General features: G+C 69.5%; 22 protein-coding genes and 1 tRNA gene. 9 read left to right on the top strand and 14 right to left on the bottom strand.

Annotated features, from left to right (window positions below; translation table 11 throughout):
- Positions 1 to 8: 8 nt before the first annotated feature.
- From speB to CQ047_RS16850, 4 genes are read right to left on the bottom strand one after another with little or no spacing between them, the layout of a single operon-like run.
- Positions 9 to 959 carry an agmatinase gene (speB, locus tag CQ047_RS16865; protein ID WP_105677060.1) on the bottom strand — a complete coding sequence of 317 codons (951 nt, stop codon included), beginning with the start codon at positions 957 to 959 and terminating at the stop codon, positions 9 to 11.
- A gap of 26 nt (positions 960 to 985) precedes the next feature.
- Positions 986 to 2,584, bottom strand: a complete 1,599-nt coding sequence (locus CQ047_RS16860) for a thiamine pyrophosphate-binding protein (RefSeq protein WP_105677058.1) — start codon at positions 2,582 to 2,584, stop codon at positions 986 to 988.
- Positions 2,585 to 2,598: 14 nt separating this feature from the next.
- Positions 2,599 to 4,269: an amidohydrolase gene (locus CQ047_RS16855; protein WP_105677057.1), complete on the bottom strand. Its 1,671-nt coding sequence runs from the start codon at positions 4,267 to 4,269 to the stop codon at positions 2,599 to 2,601.
- Positions 4,266 to 5,588: an MFS transporter gene (locus CQ047_RS16850; RefSeq protein WP_105677056.1), complete on the bottom strand. Its 1,323-nt coding sequence runs from the start codon at positions 5,586 to 5,588 to the stop codon at positions 4,266 to 4,268. The genes CQ047_RS16855 and CQ047_RS16850 overlap by 4 nt, the downstream gene beginning before the upstream one ends.
- A gap of 220 nt (positions 5,589 to 5,808) precedes the next feature.
- Here CQ047_RS16850 and CQ047_RS16845 point away from each other — a divergent pair, with 220 nt between their 5' ends.
- Positions 5,809 to 6,714, top strand: a complete 906-nt coding sequence (locus CQ047_RS16845) for an Lrp/AsnC family transcriptional regulator (RefSeq protein WP_105677054.1) — start codon at positions 5,809 to 5,811, stop codon at positions 6,712 to 6,714.
- A 20-nt stretch (positions 6,715 to 6,734) separates the two neighbouring features.
- On the opposite strand, the gene CQ047_RS16840 is transcribed toward CQ047_RS16845, so the two are convergent.
- Entirely contained in the window at positions 6,735 to 7,286 is a 552-nt protein-coding gene (locus CQ047_RS16840; protein WP_105677053.1) for a hypothetical protein, read from the bottom strand.
- Between the two features lie 104 nt (positions 7,287 to 7,390).
- On the opposite strand from CQ047_RS16840, the gene CQ047_RS16835 reads away from it, so the two are divergent.
- On the top strand, positions 7,391 to 8,788 hold the full coding sequence (locus tag CQ047_RS16835) for an MFS transporter (RefSeq protein WP_105677052.1): 1,398 nt from the start codon (positions 7,391 to 7,393) through the stop codon (positions 8,786 to 8,788).
- Between the two features lie 61 nt (positions 8,789 to 8,849).
- The gene (locus tag CQ047_RS16830) at positions 8,850 to 9,161 is read left to right on the top strand and encodes a hypothetical protein (protein WP_105677050.1); all 312 of its coding nucleotides are present in this window, start codon (positions 8,850 to 8,852) and stop codon (positions 9,159 to 9,161) included.
- Between the two features lie 9 nt (positions 9,162 to 9,170).
- Here the strand turns inward: CQ047_RS16830 and CQ047_RS18730 are convergent, their stop codons facing one another.
- Entirely contained in the window at positions 9,171 to 9,905 is a 735-nt protein-coding gene (locus CQ047_RS18730) for a hypothetical protein (RefSeq protein WP_146114380.1), read from the bottom strand.
- A gap of 576 nt (positions 9,906 to 10,481) precedes the next feature.
- Positions 10,482 to 11,036 carry a MarR family winged helix-turn-helix transcriptional regulator gene (locus CQ047_RS19145; protein WP_258132729.1) on the bottom strand — a complete coding sequence of 185 codons (555 nt, stop codon included), beginning with the start codon at positions 11,034 to 11,036 and terminating at the stop codon, positions 10,482 to 10,484.
- A 103-nt stretch (positions 11,037 to 11,139) separates the two neighbouring features.
- On the opposite strand from CQ047_RS19145, the gene CQ047_RS16820 reads away from it, so the two are divergent.
- On the top strand, positions 11,140 to 11,934 hold the full coding sequence (locus CQ047_RS16820; RefSeq protein WP_105677049.1) for a MarR family winged helix-turn-helix transcriptional regulator: 795 nt from the start codon (positions 11,140 to 11,142) through the stop codon (positions 11,932 to 11,934).
- 220 nt (positions 11,935 to 12,154) lie between these two features.
- On the opposite strand, the gene CQ047_RS16815 is transcribed toward CQ047_RS16820, so the two are convergent.
- Complete coding sequence (locus CQ047_RS16815; RefSeq protein WP_105677048.1) at positions 12,155 to 12,796, bottom strand: TetR/AcrR family transcriptional regulator; 642 nt, start codon at positions 12,794 to 12,796, stop codon at positions 12,155 to 12,157.
- 72 nt (positions 12,797 to 12,868) lie between these two features.
- Between CQ047_RS16815 and CQ047_RS16810 the strand changes: the two genes are divergently transcribed.
- Positions 12,869 to 13,756 (top strand): alpha/beta fold hydrolase, encoded by an 888-nt coding sequence (locus tag CQ047_RS16810; RefSeq protein WP_105677047.1) that lies wholly within the window; start codon positions 12,869 to 12,871, stop codon positions 13,754 to 13,756.
- Here the strand turns inward: CQ047_RS16810 and CQ047_RS16805 are convergent.
- Both CQ047_RS16805 and dcd read right to left on the bottom strand, forming a co-directional pair.
- A complete protein-coding gene (locus CQ047_RS16805) occupies positions 13,735 to 14,478 on the bottom strand; it encodes a hypothetical protein (RefSeq protein WP_105677045.1) in 744 nt (247 codons plus the stop codon). The two genes, CQ047_RS16810 and CQ047_RS16805, sit on opposite strands and share 22 nt — an antisense overlap.
- Positions 14,475 to 15,080, bottom strand: coding sequence for a dCTP deaminase (dcd, locus tag CQ047_RS16800; protein WP_105677044.1), 606 nt, complete (start codon positions 15,078 to 15,080; stop codon positions 14,475 to 14,477). The genes CQ047_RS16805 and dcd overlap by 4 nt, the downstream gene beginning before the upstream one ends.
- Positions 15,081 to 15,357: 277 nt before the next feature.
- Between dcd and CQ047_RS16795 the strand changes: the two genes are divergently transcribed.
- Together CQ047_RS16795 and CQ047_RS16790 are read left to right on the top strand one after the other, a co-directional pair.
- A tRNA-Gly gene (locus CQ047_RS16795) sits at positions 15,358 to 15,431 on the top strand.
- Positions 15,432 to 15,469: 38 nt separating this feature from the next.
- Positions 15,470 to 15,892, top strand: coding sequence for a hypothetical protein (locus tag CQ047_RS16790; protein WP_105677043.1), 423 nt, complete (start codon positions 15,470 to 15,472; stop codon positions 15,890 to 15,892).
- An 8-nt stretch (positions 15,893 to 15,900) separates the two neighbouring features.
- On the opposite strand, the gene CQ047_RS16785 is transcribed toward CQ047_RS16790, so the two are convergent.
- From CQ047_RS16785 to CQ047_RS16770, 4 genes are all read right to left on the bottom strand, one after another.
- Positions 15,901 to 16,572 carry a GPP34 family phosphoprotein gene (locus CQ047_RS16785; protein WP_105677041.1) on the bottom strand — a complete coding sequence of 224 codons (672 nt, stop codon included), beginning with the start codon at positions 16,570 to 16,572 and terminating at the stop codon, positions 15,901 to 15,903.
- Between the two features lie 470 nt (positions 16,573 to 17,042).
- The gene (locus CQ047_RS16780; RefSeq protein WP_105677039.1) at positions 17,043 to 17,687 is read right to left on the bottom strand and encodes an MIP/aquaporin family protein; all 645 of its coding nucleotides are present in this window, start codon (positions 17,685 to 17,687) and stop codon (positions 17,043 to 17,045) included.
- A 174-nt stretch (positions 17,688 to 17,861) separates the two neighbouring features.
- Positions 17,862 to 18,878: a magnesium/cobalt transporter CorA gene (gene corA / locus CQ047_RS16775; protein ID WP_105677037.1), complete on the bottom strand. Its 1,017-nt coding sequence runs from the start codon at positions 18,876 to 18,878 to the stop codon at positions 17,862 to 17,864.
- 18 nt (positions 18,879 to 18,896) lie between these two features.
- The gene (locus tag CQ047_RS16770; RefSeq protein ID WP_105677036.1) at positions 18,897 to 20,180 is read right to left on the bottom strand and encodes a serine hydrolase; all 1,284 of its coding nucleotides are present in this window, start codon (positions 20,178 to 20,180) and stop codon (positions 18,897 to 18,899) included.
- Between the two features lie 135 nt (positions 20,181 to 20,315).
- Between CQ047_RS16770 and CQ047_RS16765 the strand changes: the two genes are divergently transcribed.
- Complete coding sequence (locus CQ047_RS16765; RefSeq protein WP_219844645.1) at positions 20,316 to 20,582, top strand: DUF2470 domain-containing protein; 267 nt, start codon at positions 20,316 to 20,318, stop codon at positions 20,580 to 20,582.
- Between the two features lie 79 nt (positions 20,583 to 20,661).
- Positions 20,662 to 21,309 (top strand): heme oxygenase (biliverdin-producing), encoded by a 648-nt coding sequence (locus CQ047_RS16760; RefSeq protein WP_105677032.1) that lies wholly within the window; start codon positions 20,662 to 20,664, stop codon positions 21,307 to 21,309.
- The last annotated feature ends 242 nt before the right edge of the window (positions 21,310 to 21,551 follow it).

Genomic DNA, 21,551 nt, shown 5'->3' with positions numbered 1-21,551 from the left:
GCCCCGCGTCAGTCGCGCGCGAGCTGCGCCGCGAGCAGCGTCACCAGCTCGTACAGGACGTGGCTCGCGGCGATGCCGGTCATCTGCGCGTGGTCGTAGGCGGGCGACACCTCGACCACGTCCGCTCCCACGATGGTCGTCGCCGACAGGGCGCGGAGGATGCGCAGCAGCTCGCGGCTCGTGAGGCCGCCGGCCTCCGGAGTGCCGGTGCCGGGGGCGTGCGCGGGGTCGAGCACGTCGATGTCGATCGAGACGTAGAGCGGACGGTCGCCGATGCGCTGCAGGATGCGCTGGATGCCGGCCTCGACGCCGTGCTCTTCGATGTACTCGCTCGACACGATGGAGAAGCCCAGGCGCTCGTCGTCCTCGAGGTCCTGCTTGGAGTAGAGCGGACCGCGGGTGCCGACGTGGCAGCTCGCGGTGAGGTCGATCAGGCCCTCCTCGCTCGCGCGGCGGAAGGGCGTCCCGTGCGTGATCGGGGCGCCGAAGTAGGTGTCCCAGGTGTCGAGGTGGGCGTCGAAGTGCAGCACGGCGACCGGACCGTGCTTCGCCGCGACGGCGCGCAGCAGCGGCAGGGCCACCGTGTGGTCGCCGCCGATCGTGACGATGCGCGAGACCTGCTCGCCGAGGGCCAACGCCGCGCTCTCCACCTCGTTCACGGCCGCCGTGATGTCGAACGGGTTCACCGGGATGTCTCCGGCATCCACCACCTGGGCGATCGCGAACGGCGACACGTCCTGCGCGGGGTTGTACGGCCGCAGCAGGCGGGACGACTCGCGCACGTGCGACGGCCCGAACCGGGTGCCTGGGCGGTAGCTCACCCCGGAGTCGAAGGGGATGCCGACGACCGCGATGTCGGCGCGCGGCACGTCCTCGATGCGGGGAAGCCGCGCGAAGGTGGCGATCCCGGAGTACCGCGGGTTCTGGGAGGCGTCGATGGGGCCGACGTTCTCGGTCATGGTGGGTCCTGTCTGTCGGATGCTGTTCAGAGGGCGTTCTGCGGGATGTGCACGAGCTGCACGCCGCCGTCGGCGATGGCGTCGCGGATGCTCGCCGCGATGTCCTCCCGGCGCTCGACGCGGCGCCCGGTCGCGCCGAACGCGGTCGCGAGGGCCGCCCAGTCGGGCTGCACGAGGTCGACGCCGATCGGGGTCATCCCTCGATCGAGTTCGTTCTGACGGATCTCGGCGTATCCGCCGTTGTCGACGCACACGACCGTGACGTCGACACGCTGCTCGACCGCAGTCACGAGCTCGTTGACGCAGAACATGAGGGCTCCGTCGCCGATCACGGTGACGGCCGGGCGCGAGTCGTCGGCCACGCGGGCGCCGATCGCGGCGGGCAGGCCGTAGCCGAGGGTCGCATAGGTGGGCGTGTAGAGCAGGGAGTGCGGATGCTGCGACCGCAGCACGCTCCCCAGCGCCATGTAGACGATCTGCGAGGAGTCCCCGGCGACGATCGCGTCGTCGGGCAGCGCCTCGGCGATGATCTCGGCGAGCGCGACGGTCTCGGGGGCCGTGTCGCGCATCTCCGTGTCGATCGCGGCGCGCTCGACCGCGAGGTCGCGCGGAGGGCGGTCGCCGGATGGCAGGTGCGCGAGCAGGGCGTCGACCACCGCCGCGGCGTCGCCCGCGATCCCGACCGTGGCCGCGAGGTTCTTGTCGAGCTGCGCGACGGAGATGTCGATGCGCACCACGGCTCCCCGTGCCTCCAGCCGGGGAGCCCACAACTCGGCCTCCCCCAGCTTCGAGCCGACGACGAGCAGCACGTCGGCGTCTTCGGCGACCGCACGGGCCGCGGCGAGACGCAGGTTCGATCCGAGGGACAGCGGATGCCGCTCGTCGACGACGCCCTTGCCGTTCAGGGTCGTCAGCACCGGGGCGCCGAGACGCTCGGCGAGCGCGGTGACGCCGGCCGCGGCATCCGTCGATCCGCCGCCGGCGACGATGACCGGGGTGCGGGCGTCCGCGAGCAGGCGCGCCGCCTCTGCGACGCCGGCCGGGTCTCCCGAGTGAGGGGACGGCGCCGGTCTGGGGAGCCGGTGCGCCTCGGGGACCCCGGCCGGCGCCTCCAGCACGTCGAGGGGGATCTCGATGTGCACGGGGCGGGGACGCCCGGTGCGGAACAGCGCGAAGGCGTCGTGCACGGCATCCACCGCCTCCGCCGCCGTGGTGACGCGGCGCGACCACTCGGCGATCGCGCCGACCATCGCGGTCGCGTCCTTCGTCTCGTGCAGGGTGCCCACGTCGGCGAACTCGGAGCCGAGCGGCACACCGGGCGAGAGCACGAGCAGCGGACGCGACTCGCAGAAGGCCGTGCCGATCGCGCTCATGGCGTTCTGCAGTCCCGGTCCGGAGGTCGTGATGACCACCCCGGGGAGCCCGGTCTGCTGCGCCCACCCGTCGGCGCCGTAGCCGGAGCCCTGCTCGTGGCGGTTCGTCACCGCGCGGATGCCGAGGTCGGCGAGCGGGCGGTACAGCTCCAGGTTGTGGGTACCGGGGATGCCGAACACCGCCGTCACCCCGTACCCGCGGATGGTCTCCAGGACCGCCCGCCCCGCCGTGTCTGCGTACTGATCGGTCATGATGGCATCCTCCCTCACGCCGCCGAGTGGCGGCGCGTGCCGTCGACCCAGGTCTCGCGGACGACGATCGCGGAGATCGTCTCGGGGGCCACGGCGAGCGGATCGTCGGACAGCACGGCGAAGTCGGCGTACTTGCCGACCTCGAGCGAGCCGAGGTCGTCTTCGCGGCCGATCGAGATGGCGCCCTCGATGGTGTGGGCCCGCAGCGCCGACAGCGCCGAGATGCGGAGGTCGTCGGGGCCGAGGGTGTGGCCGCGGCGCGTCACGCGGGTGACGGCGGTCTGGATCGCCTCGAGCGGGATGGGCTCGGCCACGGGCGCGTCAGAGGAGATGGTGAAGCCGACCCCCGCGCGCTCGAACTCGCCGAGCGGGTTGAACCGCTCGCCGGGGGTCCCGACCGCCTGCTCCACGCCCTCGCCCCAGTTGAAGTAGTGCTGCGTCTGGTTGACGGGGCGGATGCCGGAGGCGGCCATGCGCTCGATCTGCTCAGGGGTGGGCAGACCGCAGTGCTCGATGCGGTGCCGGGCGTCGGCGTCGGGGCGCTCGGCGAGAGCGGCCTCGATCGCCGAGACGACCATCTCGATCGCCGTCGGGGACTGCGCGTGCGTCGCCGTCTGCAGGCCGGCGGCGTGCGCCTTGCGGATGAGCTCGGCGTACGCGGCGGGCTCGTGGTACAGCTGTCCGGTGCGGCACGGGTCTCCGACGTAGCCGTCGGGGAAGTACGCGGTCCAGCCGCCGAGCGTGCCGTCAGCGTAGAACTTGATGCCGGCGAAGCTGAGGTGGGCGTTGCCGAACTGGCCGACGAGCCCCATCTCCAGGGCCTCGTCGAGCAGGTGCGACAGCAGGTACATCGAGACGCGCAGCTCCAGGCGTCCGGCCTCGGCGAGACGCAGGTACATGTCGAACTCGCGGCGGGTGACCTGGCAGTCGCCGATCGAGGTGACGCCGCCGGCGAGGAACCGCTGGGTGGCGGCATCCAGCTGACGCAGGTGCTCCTCCGGCTCGTCGGCGAGGTGGAAGTTCGGTCCGTGGTGGCCGATCTTCACGCCGTGCACGCCCGTGAGGATGTTGCACGCGGCATCCGAGAGCTCGCCCGTCAGCTCGCCGTCCGCATCGCGGAAGAACTCGCCGCCAGCGGGGTTCGGGGTGTCGCGGTCGATGCCGCCGGCCGCGAGCGTGTACGAGTTCACGACGCCGCCGTGCCCCGACGCGTTCATGAGGTACACCTCGCGGTCGGAGGCCACCTCGTCGAGCTCGAAGCGGGTCGGATGCCGCTGCTCGACGAGGTTGCGCTGCTCGTAGCCGTAGCCGCGCACCGGCCGCCCCTCGGGAGCGTCGGCCGCCGCCGCGCGCAGCAGCGCCACGATCTCGGGGATGCTGCCGGCCTGGCCGGGTCCGCAGTCCACCCAGGTCATCATCTGGCCGAACATGAGCGGGTGGGCGTGCGCGTCGACGAACCCGGGGACGATCACGGCATCGCCGAGGTCGATCCGCTCCGGGGCGAGACCGGCGCGTTCGGCGGCGGCCTCGCACTCGGCGGCCGTGCCGATCGCGACGATCCGTCCACGGTCGGTCAGCATGGCGGACGCTGTCGTGGCGACGGCATCCGCCGTGTGGATCGCCCTGGCCGTGATCAGGAGGGGCTCGGTCTGGGCCGAGCGGTCGAAGGGGGAGAGCTTTCTCATGGGAGCGGGTTCGCAGTCGTGTCGGTGCGGGCGGTGAAGGATGCCGTGACGGGCGCCTCGTCGGAGTGCTGCGGCGCGAGCCTGGTGCAGACTCCGGCGATGACGGCCATGCCGATGAACATCGCGATGACCGACCAGATGCTGCCCGTCCAGGCGACGAGCTGGGTGGCGAACCAGGGCGAGAACCCGGCCCAGATCGCCGCGCCCACGCCGTAGGACAGCGCGATCGAGGTGTAGCGGGCCTGCGGACGGAACATCTGCGCGAGGATCGCGGCGATCGGCGCGTACGTCGCGCTCATCGCGATGCGCACCAGCGAGGCGAACAGGAAGATCAGCGGCTCGACCCTGCCCGGCATCACGAGCAGGAACGGGATGAACGTCAGCACCGAGGTCACGAGGCCGATGTACATGATGTTCTTGCGGCCCCACTTGTCGCCGAGCCAGGCCACAGGGAGAGTGACGACGAACTCCACGAAGGAGGCGATGGTCATGGCGTCGAGGATGACCTGCTCGCTGATGGCGATGGGCTCGCCGGTCGCGTAGGCGGTCGCGAAGGTCGTGGCGAGGTAGTAGCCGCCGGTGGAGATGGGCAGGATGCCGATGCCGAGGAGGATCGGCAGCCAGTTGGCGCGGAGCGCGAACCCGAGGGGCATGGACTGCTTGCGGCCCTCGACCTTCTGCTCGAACACCGGGGACTCCTCGACGCGGTAGCGCACCCAGAAGCCGACGCCCACGAGCACGATCGACAGCAGGAACGGGATGCGCCAGCCGCCGTTGAGGATGAAGTCGTCGCCGCCGCGGGACATGATCGCGAAGATGCCGGAGGCGAGCAGGGCGCCGGCCGGGTTGCCGAGCTGCGTGAAGCCGCCGTAGAAGGTCTTCTTGCCCGCGGGGGCGTGCTCGACGCTCATGAGCACCGCGCCTCCCCACTCGCCGCCGACCGCGAGACCCTGCAGGGCGCGGAGGATGATGAGCAGGATGGGGGCGGCGATGCCGATGTCGGCGAAGGTCGGCAGGCAGCCGACGAGCACCGTGGCGACGCCCATCATGAGCAGGGTGATCACGAGGGAGACGCGGCGTCCGAACTTGTCGCCGATGTGGCCGAAGATGATGCCGCCGAGCGGACGCACGAGGAACGCGACGGCGAAGGTGGCGAAGGCCCGGGAGGTCTCGACGAGCGGATCGCCGCTCGGGAAGAACAGGGGGCCGAACACGAGAGCCGCAGCCGTCGCGTAGACGTAGAAGTCGTACCACTCGATGGTGGTGCCGACGAAGGCGGCGATGCCTGCGCGTCGCGCCCTGGTGGTGGTGGAGTTCATGGAGCCCGCTCCTTTGCGGAAGATGTCGGATAGCGAAGGATGCTACGGGCGTCCGAGCCCCTCGACAAGGGCAGAACTCCAGCGAGAAGACTCATTCACTGGAGTTCTGTCAGCCCTCACAGGCAAAAGTGTCTCTTGCGACACGCGTGGCCCATCCTGCACTGTATTCATGTACGCACTCGCGTGCGTTCGCCGGTAATCGAGCACTTTCGGGACGACCATGGATTTCGACGCCGATCTCATCCGCGCACTGCAGGAGGACGGACGCGCCAGCATCCGCTCCCTCGCCGACCGCCTCTCGCAGACGCGCGCCGCCGTGGCCGCGCGCCTGCGCGTGCTGCTCGACGACCGCACCGTGCGCGTCGTCGCCGCCGTCGACCCGGTGTTCCTCGGACAGCACGTGCTCGCGCACGTGTCGATCCGCACCGAGGGCGCGGCGGGCGTCGTCGCGGCGCCGCTGCGCGACATGACGGAGACCGTGTTCGTCTCCTCGGTCGGCGGGGCGCACGATCTCGTCACCGAGGTGCGCCTCGGCTCGATGGCGGAGCTGCACGACCTCCTCGCGCGCATCAGGGCACTCGACGGGGTGCTCGACATCAACACGATCATCTACTCGACCGTCGTCAAGGGCTTCTTCGTCTCGGAGTACCACGGCGACATCACCCTCGACGCGATCGACGAGGCCCTCATCGAGCAGCTCCAGATCGACGGACGCAAGAGCTTCCGCGCCCTCGGCCAGGCCGTGCGGCTCTCCCCCTCTGCCGTCGCCACCCGCGTGCAGCGCCTGATCGACGGCGGCGTCATCAAGATCAGCGCCGTGGAGGCGAGAGGCCTCGCGCACCGGCAGCTGTCGATGGGCGTCGGGGTGAACCTCGATGACGACACCGCGATCGTGCAGGAGCTGCGCACCGGACGAGGCGTCGACTTCGCCGCGCGCACCCTCGGCCGCTTCGACATCGTCGCGACGCTGGTCGAGCCGTCGGCCGGAGCCCTCTACGCGAGCCTCGAACGGCTGCGCGCCCTGCCCGGCGTCACCCGCATCGAGGCGTGGCTGCACCTCGCCGTGCTCAAGGAGGACTACGCCCGCACGCTGCGCGACCCCCGCATCAGCGTCGAGGGCCGCTAGACCGCAGGAGAAGGCCGCTGCTATCCGGCGAGCGCGGCATCGAGCAGCGCGACGAGGGGGCGCGGCATCCGATCCAGGGGGATGGCGTCGATCACGTCGGCCGCGAACCGCGCCTTGCGTCCGGCCGCCGTTCCCGCGAACCGGTGGAGCTGATCCTCGACGGCGCGCTCGCGCTGCGCTGGTTGCCCCTGGAACACGCGGAAGCGGGCGAGCTCTCCCCGTGCGTCCAGCGTCTCGACGACGAGCTCGGGGCCGGCGGCGGCGATCGCCTCGTCTTCCAGATCGCGTTCGCAGCCGAAGAATCCGGCGCGCTCGGGGTCTGCGGCGGAGTCGAGCACCCCGAGGTCCGACAGCACCCGCCGCACGTAGGCGCCCTCCGCGGCGTCGTAGAGGCCGAGGACCCGCACGTCGTCCGTCTGCGCGAGAAGGTCGCGGAGCACGGCGCGCAGATTGGTGATCCCGTCGAGGTCGACGAGGTCGAGCGCGTCGAGTCCGACGTCGAGTCGGCGCGAGGCGGCCTCGAACGCGAGCCTGTCGCTGGCCCCTTCGAACAGCACGACCGTTCGCGTCATCGCATCCGCCTCGACATGCGTCGACCCTACCCCGCCGGTCGAGTGCGCCCTGCCGCACGGCGCGCCGTCACCGCCCGTTCACCGGCCGCCGCCAGACTTCCCTCATGAGCGAACCCGAAGAGCGCGCCGAACCCCTGGCGACCGCGAAGAGCGGCGCCGTCGGCGTGATCGGCCTCGACCTCCGCGGCGACACCCCTGCTCCGAAGAAGCAGGTCTACTCGTGGGCGCTGTGGGACTGGGCGACGCAGCCGTTCAACTCGGTGATCCTCACGTTCATCTTCACGGCGCTGTACCTGGTGGGCCCCGACTTCCTGCCCGCCGACATCGCGGCCCTCGGCGAGAAGGACCCGGTGCGCGTGGCGGCCGAGGCCGACCTCGCCTCGGGTCTCGGACTCGGCAGCACCATCGCGGCGCTCGCGATCCTGCTCCTCGCCCCGGTGCTCGGCCAGCGGGCGGATGCCGCGGGCAAGCAGAAGCTGTGGCTCGGCATCGGCACCGGCGCGCTCATCGTCAGCATGTTCGGGCTCTGGTTCGTGACCCCGCAGGTGAGCATGTTCTGGGTGGGTGTGGCGCTGATCTCGGCGGGCACCGTGTTCCAGGAGATCGCGGCGGTGAACTCCAACGCCATGCTGATCGGCATCGCCAACCAGAAGACGATCGGCCGCATCTCCGGGCTCGGCTGGGGCTTCGGCTACATCGGCGGCATCATCGCCCTCGTGATCGTGGTCGTGCTCGACGCGTTCGACTGGTTCGGGATGTCGACCGACAACGGCCTGCCGTTCCGGTTGATCGCCGTCGGCTGCGCGGTGTGGGCGATCGTGTTCAGCATCCCGATCTTCCTCAACGTGCCGGAGCCGTCGCTGGGGCGCCCTGAGCGCAAGGTGGGCTTCTTCGCCTCGTACGGCCTCCTCGTGAAGGACGTGACCGGCCTCTACCGCTCCCCCGAGACCCGCAACACCTTCTGGTTCCTGCTCGCCAGCGCGGTGTTCCGCGACGGACTCAGCGGCGTGTTCACATTCGGCGCCGTGATCGCCTCGACGATCTTCGGCTTCGAGTTCCAGGAGCTCGTGATCTTCGGCATCGCGGCAAACCTCATCGCGGGCGTCTCCACGATCATCGCCGGACTCTTCGACGACCGGTTCGGCCCCAAGCGCATCATCCTGCTCTCGCTGGCGTCCATGACGATCGCCGGACTCGTGGTGTTCTTCCTGCGCGACGGCGGCACGATGGTGTTCTGGATCGGCGGGCTCGTCCTGTGCGCGTTCGTCGGACCGGCACAGGCCGCGGCGCGCTCCTTCCTCGCCAGGGTCACCCCCGCGGGGCGCGAGGGTGAGATCTTCGGCCTCTACGCCACGACCGGCAGGGCGGCGAGCTGGATGGCGTCCGGCGCGTGGACGCTGCTGATCGTCCTCACCTCACAGACCGCGTTCGGCATCCTCGGCATCGTCGTCGTGCTGATCGCCGGCTTCCTGCTCCTGCTGCCGGTCAAGTCCGGCCGCTGACCGAACGACACCGCGGACAAGAGGCGGACCAAGAGTCCAACGTTGGTTGTAGGCTCAGCGAATGGTCCTGCCCGAAGACTCCTCACAGCAGGTCGTCGTCGTCCCAGAATGGTTCGGCGGCGGGATGATGTTGAGCTGGCTGCCGCTCTCGATCGGCGTCCGGCGCCGCCTCAAGGCCTGGAACCAGATCTGGGAGGAGGTCTTGGATCCGGTCACCGAGATTCGATGGCCTGATCCAGACGTGGGGCGACAGTGGATCGCCGAAGGTGCAGCGCTGGTCCGCGACATCCAGGACGAACTGGGCCCGTCCTATCGAGTGCGCGGCGAGTTCGAGGCCTATGACCCGGACGCCCAGACAGACGTCGGGTCATAGGGCCGCGCTTCAGTTGCTCCAAGAAGTGTTACAAGCACTAAAGTACGACGAGTTGCTCAGGAAAGCCGTGACTACTATGAAGTTGCTCTTCGACACCACAGTATTAGCATAATATGTTGCGTAAACCTGAGTCCCTTTCCAAATATGGAAAGGCGCAGAAAAGCAAACCTTCTGCTGGGCCTGATTGACGACGGGCTCAGGGAAAGAGTAGTCCAGAGTGTCATGGACGGCATGGATCATGAACTCGTCCCAAGTTTGCGGCGCCGTGTATCCCAAAGCAGCGGACGCGGAAGCTCGCACCGTCTCCCAGCCGTTGCTACCGCCGACTCCTGGCCATTGATGACGAGACCGGATGTGCTTGAATCCGCTCGTCGTGTCCGTTCCGCACAGTAGATCAACATCCCCCCCAGGCCAAAGAACTTCAGCCCCATTGGCATACGCATAGGTGTACATGTCATCAATAAGAACATGGTCAGCGTTGTTCATAACGTCACATTGCAGGCTGTCGATCGGGTTGAAGGGGATCGAGCGACTCGATACGCCGCCTGTCGGCTCCTCCCCGACAAGGCCAAGGACAACCGACTCTTCGTATGTCGCACCGAAGCGAACCTCTTCGGGAGCCGGGAACGCGGGACGCGCGTGACCTAGAGAATCACCCTGCGCATTGGCCGCACTTGCACCACCGAATAAGAGAACCGCCGTCGATGCCAACGCGACAAGCCCGGACAATTTCCTCTTTTTCATATCTCTACCTTTCGTCACACAAAACGGCACACTACTTAGTTCAAGTATCCATGGGCTGCTGAGGCGCGCCTGTCCCCCTTTCGGGGGACAGACGCGCCTCGGTTCTGCGAAAACTATCGAACTCATAGAATTGCGTTAGCACCCTAGTCGCGTTTTCGCCCAGACGCCCAGGATCTTCCGGTGCGTCAAATCCGAGACCAACACCGTTGGCTTGCAGGCGACCTTGCGGCGGAGTGACCGCGATCCTGCAGTGCGGGTTGCGACCCCTCCGAACACGATTTCACCGGGCATTTCGAGTTCCATACTCGACCGGACCACGACAACGCCACTTACAAGCCGACCTGCAGCGCTGGACCTTAGCATCCGATCCGTCCGCCCTGCGCGGGAACTCCTCGCGATCCAAAGCTATGGCCTCGCGGTCATGGCCGACCGCCTTTCAACAGGGGTCGCGACACCCCCTCAGTAGGCGATGGATCTATTGATCAGCTCTCCTGCCGGTCGCCCCGAGTCCTAGACACCGATTGAAGGCGTGATCGCTCCAACAACATGACCTTCCGTCGGGGACAATGGTCCGGACTATCCCCAGTTGTCGGCGAGCTTGTTCAGCAGGCGCGCGAGCTCTGCGCGCTCATCGTCGGTGAAGGCGGCGAGCGCCTTGCCGAGGACCTCACGCCGCTCTCCCCTCATGCCCCGTGCGAGGCGACGACCCTCATCGGTCAGGGCGATGCGCGTGCGCCGGGCGTCGTCGGGGTCGGCCTCGCGGCGCACGAGGTCGTGCGCGACGCCCTGCTGCACGAGGCGGGAGGCACGCGGCTGATCGACGCCGATCGCCGCGCCGAGGTCGCTCACGCTGAGCGGAGCGGATGCCGCGGCCAGCGCTTCCAGCATCCGCATCCGGGCGGGACCGCCGAAGCGCCCGCTGGGGTCGGTCATCCACGGGGGGCCAGGGAAGCCGCCGCGGCCGGGGTGTCCGCCGCGACCACCTCTGCCCTCGTGGTCGTCGTGGCCGAAGTGCTCGGGGTGGGGTCCGCCGTGCCAGCCGCCGGGGCCTCGTCCGCCGGGTCGCCGGCCGCGCAGCCGCGACAGGGCCTGGGCGATGGTCTCTGCCGGATCGTTCTCTGCTGCGCTCACGATTCGATTTTACATGCGACTTGACATGCATCGGAACTCATGTCACCATACATATACATGCACTGTGACAAGCACATGCACACTGACATCTAAGGACTTCACCATGAACACCTCTGACAACACACAGAACCCACGCCCCTTCGGCTACTGGATCACCGCGACCGATCGCCTGATGGCGGCCGAGTTCGCCACCGCCTTCGAGCGCGAAGGAGCGAGCCGCCGCGACTGGCGCCTGCTCAACGTGATCGACGGCACGGTCCCCGCGTCACGCCCGCTGCACCCCGGCAAGGTCCGTGCACTGGTCGAGCGCGGCTGGGTCGAGCAGACCGCCGGCGGCTGGACGCTCACCGACGACGGCCGCGCTGCCAAGGAGCGCCTCGCAGCGCTGGTCGACAACATCCGCGCCACGGTGACGGATGCCGTCAGCCCCGACGACCTCGCGACCACCCTCGCGACTCTCGAGCAGATCGCCCGCGCCTTCGGCTGGGACGAGAACACCCCCCTTCCCCGTCGCCGCGGAGGCCGCGGCTTCGGCCGTCGCCACGGGCATCCGTTCGGACGCGGTCGCGGATTCGGCCCGTTCCGCGGAGGATTCGGTCCCGGTTTCGGCCCCGGCTTCCGCGCAGGGTTCGGCCCCGGCTTCGGCCCCGGCGACGAGCACGGCGACGACTGCGGCCACGCGCACGCGCACCGCCACGGCGCCGACGCCGAGCACGGCCATGGCTCCCCCGCGGAGCACCGCCGCGGCTTCGACGGAGGGCGCGGACACCGCTTCGCCCCCGAGTTCGGCCACGGCCGCCCTCACCACGGGCACGGCGACCACCGTGCGGCCCGCGCCGCGCAGCACGCGTACGAGCGCGGCTTCGACGCCGGCTACTCCCGTGGTCGCGACGCCTGACCCCGCCTAGCAACGCCCCTCGCTCACGCACCGCGACCCGCGGTCGTCGAACGGGGGGCGTCGCCATGCCCACGCGGAGCACCACCACCCCGTGTCGACTCACTCCGCTCGTTCGACGATAGGGCTACCCGGTCGTTGAGCGAGGACGTACAGCGACCGAGACGAAACTCCCCGAGCCTCGTACCACCTCCGACGGGGCGGCAGCGGTTCCACGCGCGGCTCAGAGGTCGAGCAGCCCCACGACCGCGGCATCCGCACCGGCATCCGTCAGCCGTCCGCGCATTGCCGCGGCGGCGACCGAGTACGGACGCTCGTCGCGCATCATGAGCGAACGGGAGTTCGCCTCCTCGTTGAGCGCGATCAGCTCGAACGCGAGCACCTCGGGGTCGTCGACGACGAGCTCGCCCGCCGCGACCGCGTGCCGCACCTGCGCCTCGACATAGCCGTACCAGTCGACGAGCGCCGTGCGCACGGCGTCACTCACCGGCCCCGGCTTCGAATCGACGTCGGCCGCGGTGGCCGCGAAGAAGCACCCGCCCGTGAACACCCGATCGCGCGAGTAGATCAGCGCGTTGCGCAGGAGGAGGGCGAGGCGGCGTGCACCCCGGGGCTCCGTGCGCGCAGCATCCACGATCCGCGTCGTGAAGATCTCCCTGGCGGCGGCGATCGTCGCGAGCTGCAGCCCTTCCTTGCTCTGGAACAGGGTCGCGATGCTGCTCTTGCTCGACCCCGACGCCTCGGCGAGGCGGCCGATCGTCAGCCCGTCGAGGCCGTCGACCGAGGCGAGGTCGGTCGCGCTCGCCAGCACCACGCGCCGCGAGGCATCGCCGCGGGCCCTGCGCCCGTCAAGGATCTCCGACATGCTTCTAGTATACGAACGATCGTTCGCGTACTATACGTATGATCGTTCGTATTCTTCGTCGGAAGGATCCCCATGCCCTCCCTGTCCGAGCTCATCGCCGGCGGCATCCGCCTCGCATCCACGGTCTCCCCGTCACTGGGCGGCGATCTGGCCTACCGCGCGTTCTTCAGCACGGCGCCGCAGATGCCCGTGCACCCCCGCGACGCGGCGACCCACGCCGATGCGCAGACCACGACCCTGCGCGTGAACGACGCCGACATCACGGCCTACGAGTGGGGCTCGGGCGCGCGCACCGTCCTGCTGCTGCACGGCTGGAGGGGCCGCGCCTCGCAGTTCGCGCCGCTCGTGCGCGAGCTTGTGGCCGAAGGGTTCCGCGTGGTCTCCTTCGACGCTCCGGCGCACGGCTCGTCGGCCGGACGTCGCACCGACATGCGCGATTGGATCGAGGCCGCCGAACAGCTGCAGACCGCGCACGGACGCTTCGACGCGATCATCGGCCACTCATTCGGCGCCCTGGCCGCACTGACCGCTGCGCGCGCGAGCGTGCCGACCGACACGGTCGTCGCCGTCTCCGGCGCCGCGAGCCCCGCAGCGTTCGTCGAGGAGTTCGCGCGCGAGTTCCGGCTTCCGGCTGCGGCGGTGACGCGGATGGAGAGGCGGTTCCGCGACCGCCTCGGCGTCGACGAACGGCAGCTCGAGGAGACATACGACGCCGTGCGGCATCCGCTCCCCGACTCCGTCGACCTGCTCGTCGTGCACGATCGCGCCGACAGCCGGATGCCGGATGCCGATTCGCTTCGTCTGCACGCCGCACACCAGGGGCGTTCGCGGCTGCTGCGCACCGAGGGATTCGGGCACACGCGGATCCTGCGGGCGGATGCCGTGCTCGACGCGGTCATCGAGCAGCTTCAGGGAGCGGGTCGCGCGGCGGCGGAGACTCAGAGCGGCAGCGCGAGGTAGAGCTGGTACGCGGCCTGCTCCGAGAAGTCGGCGGCGTCGTTGGCCGGAGCCTCGATCAGGTAAAGCCGACCGACCTCGTGCGGAGTGGACTGCGCATCGAGGTGCCACAGCACCCGGCTGGTGAGGGCGCCGTCGTAGTCGTAGCGGGTGCCGGATCCGTCGTCGAACACCGTGGTCTGGAACACCGGCTCGCCGATGCGCGCCCCGAGGTCCTTCACGGCCTGCGCCGCCTGCTCGTCGGTGTCGAACTGCAGCACCGTGAGCGTTCCGGCGCCGAGGTCCGACGTGAAGACCGCGGTCGCCGCGGCCGTCGCCCCGACCTCGGGCTCGGCATCCGACCATCCGGCCTCGGCGGTCCATGCACCCGCATCGACGCCGATCTCGGACTCCAGCGCACCGCACAGCTCGCCGCATTCTCCGGCGCGCACGGGCTGCGGGTCGTCGGGCTCCTGCTCGACGACGGCCGGCTTCTCCGTGTCGGCATCCCCTCCGCGATCACCGATCGCGCTGAGCAGGCCGGTGGTCAGCATCACGATCGCCACCGTCAGGCCGAGCAGCAGCGTCGCGCTCGCGGCGATCACCGTGATCACCACCACACGGCTGCGTCGCCGGACGCGGGCGACCTCCTGCGATTCCTCGGCGTCATCGCCGTCGGACTCCACCGGCGGCGTCGGCGCTGCGGGCGGCCGGTAGACGTCCTCCGGCCGCTCGAGCCCCGTCATCCCCCGAGCGCCCCGACGTCGGTGGTCCCGACGTTCGTGCGGTGGAAGTTCTGGAACGAGCGGGATGCCGTCGGCCCGCGCTGCCCCTGGTAGCGGTTGCCGTAGGGGCCGGAGCCGTAGGGGTTCTCGGCGGGAGAGGTCAGACGGAAGAAGCAGAGCTGGCCGATCTTCATGCCCGGCCACAGCTTGATCGGAAGGGTCGCGACGTTCGCGAGCTCCAGGGTCACGTGGCCGGTGAAGCCCGGGTCGATGAATCCCGCCGTCGAGTGGGTGATGAGGCCCAGCCGACCGAGGGATGACTTTCCTTCGAGGCGTGCGGCGATGTCGTCGGGGAGCGTGACCTGCTCGAACGTCGCCCCGAGGGCGAACTCCCCCGGGTGCAGGATGAACGGCTCGTCGGGGTCGACCTCGATCAGACGCGTCAGCTCCGGCTGATCGACGGACGGGTCGATGAAGGGGTACTTGTGATTGTCGAAGAGGCGGAAGTAGCGGTCGAGCCGCACGTCTATGCTCGACGGCTGGATCATCTCCGGCGCGTGCGGTTCGAGGCCGATCCGGCCGGATGCGAGTTCTGCCCTGATGTCGCGATCGCTGAGAAGCACGCGACCAGCCTACTCGGCGGGGCCAGGACGTCCTCGACCGATGACGCCGTCCTCTCGGCCCCGCCTCCGCCAGAACTCCGGAGTCTCGGCCTTCTCCGACCTCTCCAGCCTCCAATCCCCTCCGTCTGCCGCGGATCTCCGGAGTTCTGGCGCCTCCGTCGACGACGCCCGGCCGCACAACACGCAGCCGACGACGACATCCGCGCCGTTTTGCCAATCACGGGGCGCCGGGTAGTCTGGCCGTACCCCGTTCCCGCGACTTCGCGGCGAGCGATCCGGGGCTGTAGTTCAATGGCAGAACTTCTGCTTCCCAAGCAGACAGCGCGGGTTCGATTCCCGTCAGCCCCTCCACATCACGTCGACGCCCATCAGGTCAGTACGCTCTTCACATGGCCCCTGACCAGCGATACGCGTCCCTGCTCGGCGATTGGTCGGGCGACGAAGAGCTCTTCGCCACCGCCTGGACCGCAGCCGGTTCGGCACGAGGCGCGCTGACGGTCGAGCCGGGACCCGACGGGATCCTCCTCGATTACGTGGAGATGCAGGATGCCGGTCACCTCATCGCCCACGGCGTGGTCTGCGCCGCCGGCTTCTGGTGGTTCGACTCCTACGGTTTCGTGCCGGAGACCCCGGGCACGGCCGTGTGGGAGGGCGACGAGCTCGTGCTCGACCGACGATCCGCGCGCGGGCGCACGATCATGCGGCTGCGCCGAGACGGCGAACGTCTTGCGATCGAGCTCGACACGGCTGCGCCACCGGATGCCGAGCCCGCCCCGCTCATGCGCGGGACGTACACGCGCCAGGGCGGCTGAACCGAACCTCAGGTGATGGTCGCCGCCACGATGACCGGCGTCATCGCCGCCATGAGCGCGGCGCTCACCGCGGTGCTCACCGCTTTCGCGACGGCGTCTCCGGCGGCCGAATCCTCCGCGAGCGCCCCGATCCTCTTCTTCAGCTCACCGGCCGACATTCCGGCGGCCTCTTCGCGCAGGAGCGCATGCGCCGCCCCCAGCCCCTGCAGGATCGAGAGCAGGGCCTGGTCGGCGGCGGTCGGCGGGACGTGACCCGCCAGGACCGCCGCCAAGCGCGAGCGGAGCAGTCGCTCCGGCCCCGGATCGGACTCGGGCGTGCGCTCCGAGCCCCAGCCGAAGAAGCCGCGCTCACCGCGCACGAGCACGCCCTGCACGACCAGCGACTCGACGACGGACTCGAGCGGATCGAGGCCGGAGCGCATCACGAGCGACTGCACCTTCTTGCCGTGCAGCGGAACGAGCTTCGCGAGAGCGACGTCCAGCACCGGGTTGCCCGTGGGCTCGGCGGACACGATCTCCAGCACCGGGTTCTTGCCTTCGGCGATCCTGACGCGTCCGTGCAGGGCGAGATCCACGATGACCGCGGCGATCTCCCCGTACAGGCGGTGCACGCTCACCGCATTCTCGACCCGCCCGTCCGGGCGCAGCAGCAGCAGGTGGAGCTCCTCGACGATCAGCATGGCCTCAGGCTAGAGCCCACCCGCCGCCTCCGGCATCCCCCTCGAGGAGGACTCCGCGACACGGCCTCCCGGGCGACCGGCGATTCGGGCCACCCACGCACGTTCGGGAGGAGAACTCACGTTCGGGAGGACGGATGCCGCGGAAAGCTCCTCCCGAACGTGCGAACTCCTCCCGAACGGATGCCCAGCGCCACGCGCCCAGCGCCACCCGCACCCGCCCCGAACCCAAGCCCTGCGCCGCGCGCCTGCGAACGCGTCACGCTCCAGGACGACCCCGACGCACGTTCGGGAGGAGATCTCACGTTCGGGAGGACGGATGCCGCCGAAAGCTCCTCCCGAACGCGCGAACTCCTCCCGAACGGATGCCCAGCGCCCGCGCCACGCACCCCGCACCCCGCACCCCACGCGCACCCCGAACGCAGGAATGCCGCGCCCTCCGGGGAGGGCGCGGCATTCGGGTGCAGCTGAGGTCAGGCGCCGATCTTCTTGGCGTCGTCGCTGTTGAGCACGCGGAACAGGACCGCAGCGATCGCGGCGCCGACGATCGGGGCCACGATGTAGAGCCACAGGTTGCTCCATGCGAACTGGCCGCTGATCGACAGGCCGAGCGCGACGGCGGGGTTGAAGCCGCCGCCCGAGATGCCGCCGACCGCGACGGCGCCGACGAAGACGGTGCCACCGATCGCGAGACCGTAGAAGGAGTTGCCGTCGGTGTCCTTCGACGTCGCGACGTTCAGGACGACCCACACGAGGGCGAGGGTGAAGAGCGCCTCGACGAGGAAGGCGGGGCCGACCTCGATCTCGACGGCCTTCTCGGCGGCCGGCCACACGGCGAAGCTGACGAGGGCGGCGGCAGCGCCACCGACGAACTGCGCCACGATGTACGCGACGAGGTCGCCGGCGCTGAGTCCGCCGCGCAGGAAGACGCCGACCGACACGGCCGGGTTCAGGTGCGCGCCCGAGATGTGGCCCGTCGAGAAGACGAGGACCGCGAGGGCGAGGCCGATCGCGAGCGGCGTCAGCGGGCTGCCGCTGTTCACCGCGCCGATGATGCTGAGGACGAAGAGGAATGTGGCGATCGCTTCAGCGAGCGCCTTGCGTGCTGTCCCGGTCATGAGAGTGCTCTTTTCTTGAGATTGGAATGCGGTGAGCACTTCGACCGCCCGCGCACTCCGGCCGACGCACCCTCCATAGCGTCACCGAGAATATCGGGTCGCATACCGAAGGGAGAGGATGCCGCGCGGCGATCCTGTGAATAGGCTGAACACGCCGAGCGTGCGTCGGAGGGCCTACAGCCACCCCTTCTTCTTGAACACGAAGTACAGTCCGTAGCCCATCGCGATCATCAACCCGATCGCCATCGGGTAGCCGAACACCCAGCTCAGCTCCGGCATGTTGTGGAAGTTCATGCCGTAGACCCCGGCGACGAGCGTGGGCGCGAACAGGATCGCCGCCCAGCCCGAGATCTTCTTGACCTCGTCGTTCTGGCGGATGCTCAGCTCTGTCATCCGCTGCATCTCCGCGTTCTGACGACGGGCCACGATCGTCGACTCCACGGTGAGCGCGTTGTCGAGCAGCGTGCGGAAGGTGGTGGCCCTGTCGGCGATCCGGAGAGCATGGTCGAGCACGTCGCGCAGATAGGTCTGCAGCTCCTCATCGACCGCGTACTTCTCGGAGCCGCGCAGCAGCCCCTCCAGCATCCCCGCCAGCGGCTGCGTCGCACGCTGGAAGTCGATGACCTCTCGGCTCAGCTCGTAGATGCGCTGGGTCGCGTCGGAGTCCTCGACGAACAGCTGGCTCTCGATCTCGTCGATGTCGTTCTCGAGTCCGGCGAGCACGGGGGCGTACTCGTCGACCACCTCGTCGAGGATCGCGTAGAGCACCGCCTCGGGTCCGTGCTTCAGCAGAGCGGGGTCGCCTTCGAGCCGGCGGCGCACCCGCCCGAGGTCTGGCGACTCGGCGTGCCGGATCGTGACGACGAAATCGGGACCGAGGATGACGTGCACCTCGCCGAACTCCACCTCCTCGACATCGTCGAGGTAGCGCGCGGGGCGCAGCACCATGAAGAGGATGTCGCCGTACCGCTCCAGCTTCGAGCGCTGATGTCCGGCGAGGGCGTCCTCGACCACCAGGGCGTGGATGCCGAACTCGTCGGCGACGGCGCGGATCTCCTCCTCGCTGGGCCGGTACAGGCCGATCCAGCCCATGCCGCCGCGTTCCCGCATCCGCTCGAACGTCTCGCTGAGGCTCTTCGGGTTCTCGGAGCGCACCCCGTCGACGTAGATCGCGTTGTCGATGATCGTCATCGCGGCCCCGCTCCGGTGCTAGGCGGCCGGCTGCTCGACGCAGACGAGCGCGGCATCCGTGATCGCCTGATGGTACTGCTCAGCCGTGAACGGCAGACCGAACTCGGGGGCCGTCTGGCCCGACGCCGCCGGAGCCTTGGAGGCGATCGCCGCGAGCTCCCACGCCAGGTACGAGGCGAAGGTTCCGCTCGCCGTCGAGTCGTTCAGCACGACCGCGACGGTGAAGCCCGTCGCCGGGTCGGAGTACGCGGCGGTGGCATAGCCGGGAGCCCATCCCTGCTGGCCGATCATGGAGCCCACGAGGTTGCCGCCGCCCGTCGCCTGCAGCCACGACGGGGCGCCGTCGTAGGCGGGCAGCGGCGCGCTGAAGCGCTCGGGCTTCTTCTTGGTCCGCAGCTTCTGCGCCGCCTCGGCCTGCACGTAGCGCCCGAGGTCCTCGATGGTCGACACGACGCCCGAGTCGGTGAACCCGGCGCTGGACGACAGCTTCGTGATGTCGACGGGAGCCGCACAGTTGTAACCACCCTCGACCGCAGACAGGTAGTGACCGTTCATGACCGGCCCCGTCGACGGTGCGGCCGCGGGCGCGGCGGGAAGGGACGTGCCGCTCAGGCCGAGCGGGGTGGTGACGTACTTGGCGATCAGCTCCGACGCGCTGAGGCTCGATGCGCGCTCGAGCGCGAGGCCGAGAAGAAGATAGCCGGCATCCGAGTCGCGGTATGCGGTGTGCGCGGGGGTACGCGCCTGGCCGAGCCCGTACGAGGCGAGCTCGAGCGGAGCCCACTCGCGACCCGGGGTGTTGAGCCAGGCGGACTTCACCGTCGGCTCGGAGGAGCCGAGTCCGCTCGTGCCGTTGCAGAGATCGAGGAGGGTGATGTCCTGGAGGCCCGCGACGCCGGAGACGTAGTCCGTGACCGGCGCATCGAGCTTGAGCACATCGTCGTCGGCGAGCGCGTACAGCACGTCGCACGTCATGAGTCGCGTCACGTCTCCGATGCGGAAGGACATGTCGGTGCTGATCTCCGCGCCCGCTCCGGGTTCCTGCGTGCCGAGGCCGGTCACCCAGGTGCCGCTCCAGGGCACCCAGACGCCCACGACGGCCCCGGAGGCGCCGGAGGCCGTGAGCGCGTTCGACACGGCATCCTGCATCGCCGCCACCGTGTCGTCGGGGAGGCTGCCGTCGACCTGCTCAGGAGGCGTGTACGTGAACGTCTTGTCCGCAGAGCATCCGGTCAGGAAGAGCCCGAGCACCACGACGCTCGCGACGGCTGCGCGCACCCGGCGCGACGAGAGAAGCTGCATGTGGAAAAGACCCCCGGAAGACGTGTTCCCCGAGTCTAGAACGCGGATGCTGAGAACCCGCACTGTACGGGCGTTTAGGGTGGATTCGTGACCTTCGCCTTCGACGCCGACATCGTCTCCGCCGTTCTCCGCCACATGAACGGCGACCACGTGGACGACAACCTGCTCATCGCCCGAGCCTTCGCACCCGAAGGCCAGGACGAGATCACGGATGCCGTCATGACCGGGTTCGACGGCGACGGCGGCCTGTGGTCGGTCACGCGCGACGGCGCGGCATCCGAGCTCCGCGTCCCCTGGCCTGGTGGACCGATCACCGAGCGGCCCGAGGTCCGCCGCGAGGTCGTGGCGCTCTACGATCTCGCCTGCGAGCGGCTCGACGTCGAGCCCCGCCCGCACGCCTGAGGCGGCGTTCGCCCTCACGCCTGAGGCCGCGTTCGCCGTCGACGTGGCGGACGAGTAAGGCAACCCTTACACTGGACGCATGTCCGAGATCCTCTCCTTCTCCGCCGCGCTCCGCGAGCGCTCGTCCGGGTCGCACTCCCAGAGCGAGGGCGCGGGCTTCATGTCCGACCTGCTGAAGGGCGAAGGGTCGCGCGAGGACTACATCTCCCTCGTCGCGCAGCACTACTTCATCTACGAGGCTCTGGAGAGCGCGGGTGAGCGGATGCGCCAGGACCCCATCGCCTCCGTCTTCCTCAGCGACAAGCTCACGCGCCTGCCCGCCCTCGAGGCCGACCTGGAGTTCCTGATCGGCGCCGACTGGCGTGAGCGGATCACGGCGCTGCCGACCACGCAGCGCTACGTCGACCGCATCCGCCAGGTCGGTGCGACGTGGGCCGGCGGCTTCGTCGCCCACCACTACACGCGCTACCTCGGCGACCTGTCGGGCGGCATCTTCATCGGCCGCGTGATGGCCCGTCGTTTCGGGTTCGAGACCAACGGCATCGGCTTCTACCTGTTCGACGACATCGCAGACCCGTCGGCGTTCAAGGACGTCTACCGCGAGCAGCTCGACTCCGCCCCGTGGGACGAGGCCGAGCGCGAGCGCGTGATCGACGAGGTGCTGCTCGCCTACCGCTTCAACACCGAGCTCTTCGAAGACCTCGACAGGGCGCGCGCCGCCGCCTGACGCACCGTTTCGACTCGCTCACTCGCTCAGCGACCGGAGAGGCACGCTCGCTCGACGACCCACCCGGCCGTTGAGCGAGGGAGCGCAGCGACCGAGACGAAACGCGGCGAGGAACGCACGACTGCCGCCACGCGTCCGATGGGGCGTTCGTCTCGCGGAGACTCGCGCTGAGCGAGCGAAGCGAGTCGAAGCGTCGCTCAACGGCCAGGGCGGTGCGCTCAGGCTCTCGGCAGCTCCGGCGT

It is taken from the genome of Microbacterium sp. MYb72, from assembly GCF_002979415.1.
Lineage (GTDB): Bacteria > Actinomycetota > Actinomycetes > Actinomycetales > Microbacteriaceae > Microbacterium > Microbacterium natoriense.
The sequence above is the reverse complement of the archived record's forward strand: the minus strand, read 5'-3'. Positions and strand labels throughout refer to the sequence as shown.

Coding starts and splice junctions, on each gene's coding strand:
- CQ047_RS16770 (WP_105677036.1), bottom strand. CDS start 20,180: ATGCAGCTTCTCTCGTCGCGCCGGGTGCGCGCAGCCGTCGCGAGCGTC.
- CQ047_RS16790 (WP_105677043.1), top strand. CDS start 15,470: ATGGCCCCTGACCAGCGATACGCGTCCCTGCTCGGCGATTGGTCGGGC.
- CQ047_RS16785 (WP_105677041.1), bottom strand. CDS start 16,572: ATGCTGATCGTCGAGGAGCTCCACCTGCTGCTGCTGCGCCCGGACGGG.
- speB (WP_105677060.1), bottom strand. CDS start 959: ATGACCGAGAACGTCGGCCCCATCGACGCCTCCCAGAACCCGCGGTAC.
- CQ047_RS16820 (WP_105677049.1), top strand. CDS start 11,140: ATGAACACCTCTGACAACACACAGAACCCACGCCCCTTCGGCTACTGG.
- CQ047_RS16845 (WP_105677054.1), top strand. CDS start 5,809: ATGGATTTCGACGCCGATCTCATCCGCGCACTGCAGGAGGACGGACGC.
- CQ047_RS16860 (WP_105677058.1), bottom strand. CDS start 2,584: ATGACCGATCAGTACGCAGACACGGCGGGGCGGGCGGTCCTGGAGACC.
- CQ047_RS16805 (WP_105677045.1), bottom strand. CDS start 14,478: ATGACGGGGCTCGAGCGGCCGGAGGACGTCTACCGGCCGCCCGCAGCG.
- CQ047_RS16765 (WP_219844645.1), top strand. CDS start 20,316: ATGAACGGCGACCACGTGGACGACAACCTGCTCATCGCCCGAGCCTTC.
- corA (WP_105677037.1), bottom strand. CDS start 18,878: ATGACGATCATCGACAACGCGATCTACGTCGACGGGGTGCGCTCCGAG.
- CQ047_RS16835 (WP_105677052.1), top strand. CDS start 7,391: ATGAGCGAACCCGAAGAGCGCGCCGAACCCCTGGCGACCGCGAAGAGC.
- CQ047_RS18730 (WP_146114380.1), bottom strand. CDS start 9,905: ATGAAAAAGAGGAAATTGTCCGGGCTTGTCGCGTTGGCATCGACGGCG.
- CQ047_RS16810 (WP_105677047.1), top strand. CDS start 12,869: ATGCCCTCCCTGTCCGAGCTCATCGCCGGCGGCATCCGCCTCGCATCC.
- CQ047_RS16815 (WP_105677048.1), bottom strand. CDS start 12,796: ATGTCGGAGATCCTTGACGGGCGCAGGGCCCGCGGCGATGCCTCGCGG.
- CQ047_RS16840 (WP_105677053.1), bottom strand. CDS start 7,286: ATGACGCGAACGGTCGTGCTGTTCGAAGGGGCCAGCGACAGGCTCGCG.
- CQ047_RS16850 (WP_105677056.1), bottom strand. CDS start 5,588: ATGAACTCCACCACCACCAGGGCGCGACGCGCAGGCATCGCCGCCTTC.
- CQ047_RS16855 (WP_105677057.1), bottom strand. CDS start 4,269: ATGAGAAAGCTCTCCCCCTTCGACCGCTCGGCCCAGACCGAGCCCCTC.
- CQ047_RS16760 (WP_105677032.1), top strand. CDS start 20,662: ATGTCCGAGATCCTCTCCTTCTCCGCCGCGCTCCGCGAGCGCTCGTCC.
- CQ047_RS16830 (WP_105677050.1), top strand. CDS start 8,850: ATGGTCCTGCCCGAAGACTCCTCACAGCAGGTCGTCGTCGTCCCAGAA.
- CQ047_RS16780 (WP_105677039.1), bottom strand. CDS start 17,687: ATGACCGGGACAGCACGCAAGGCGCTCGCTGAAGCGATCGCCACATTC.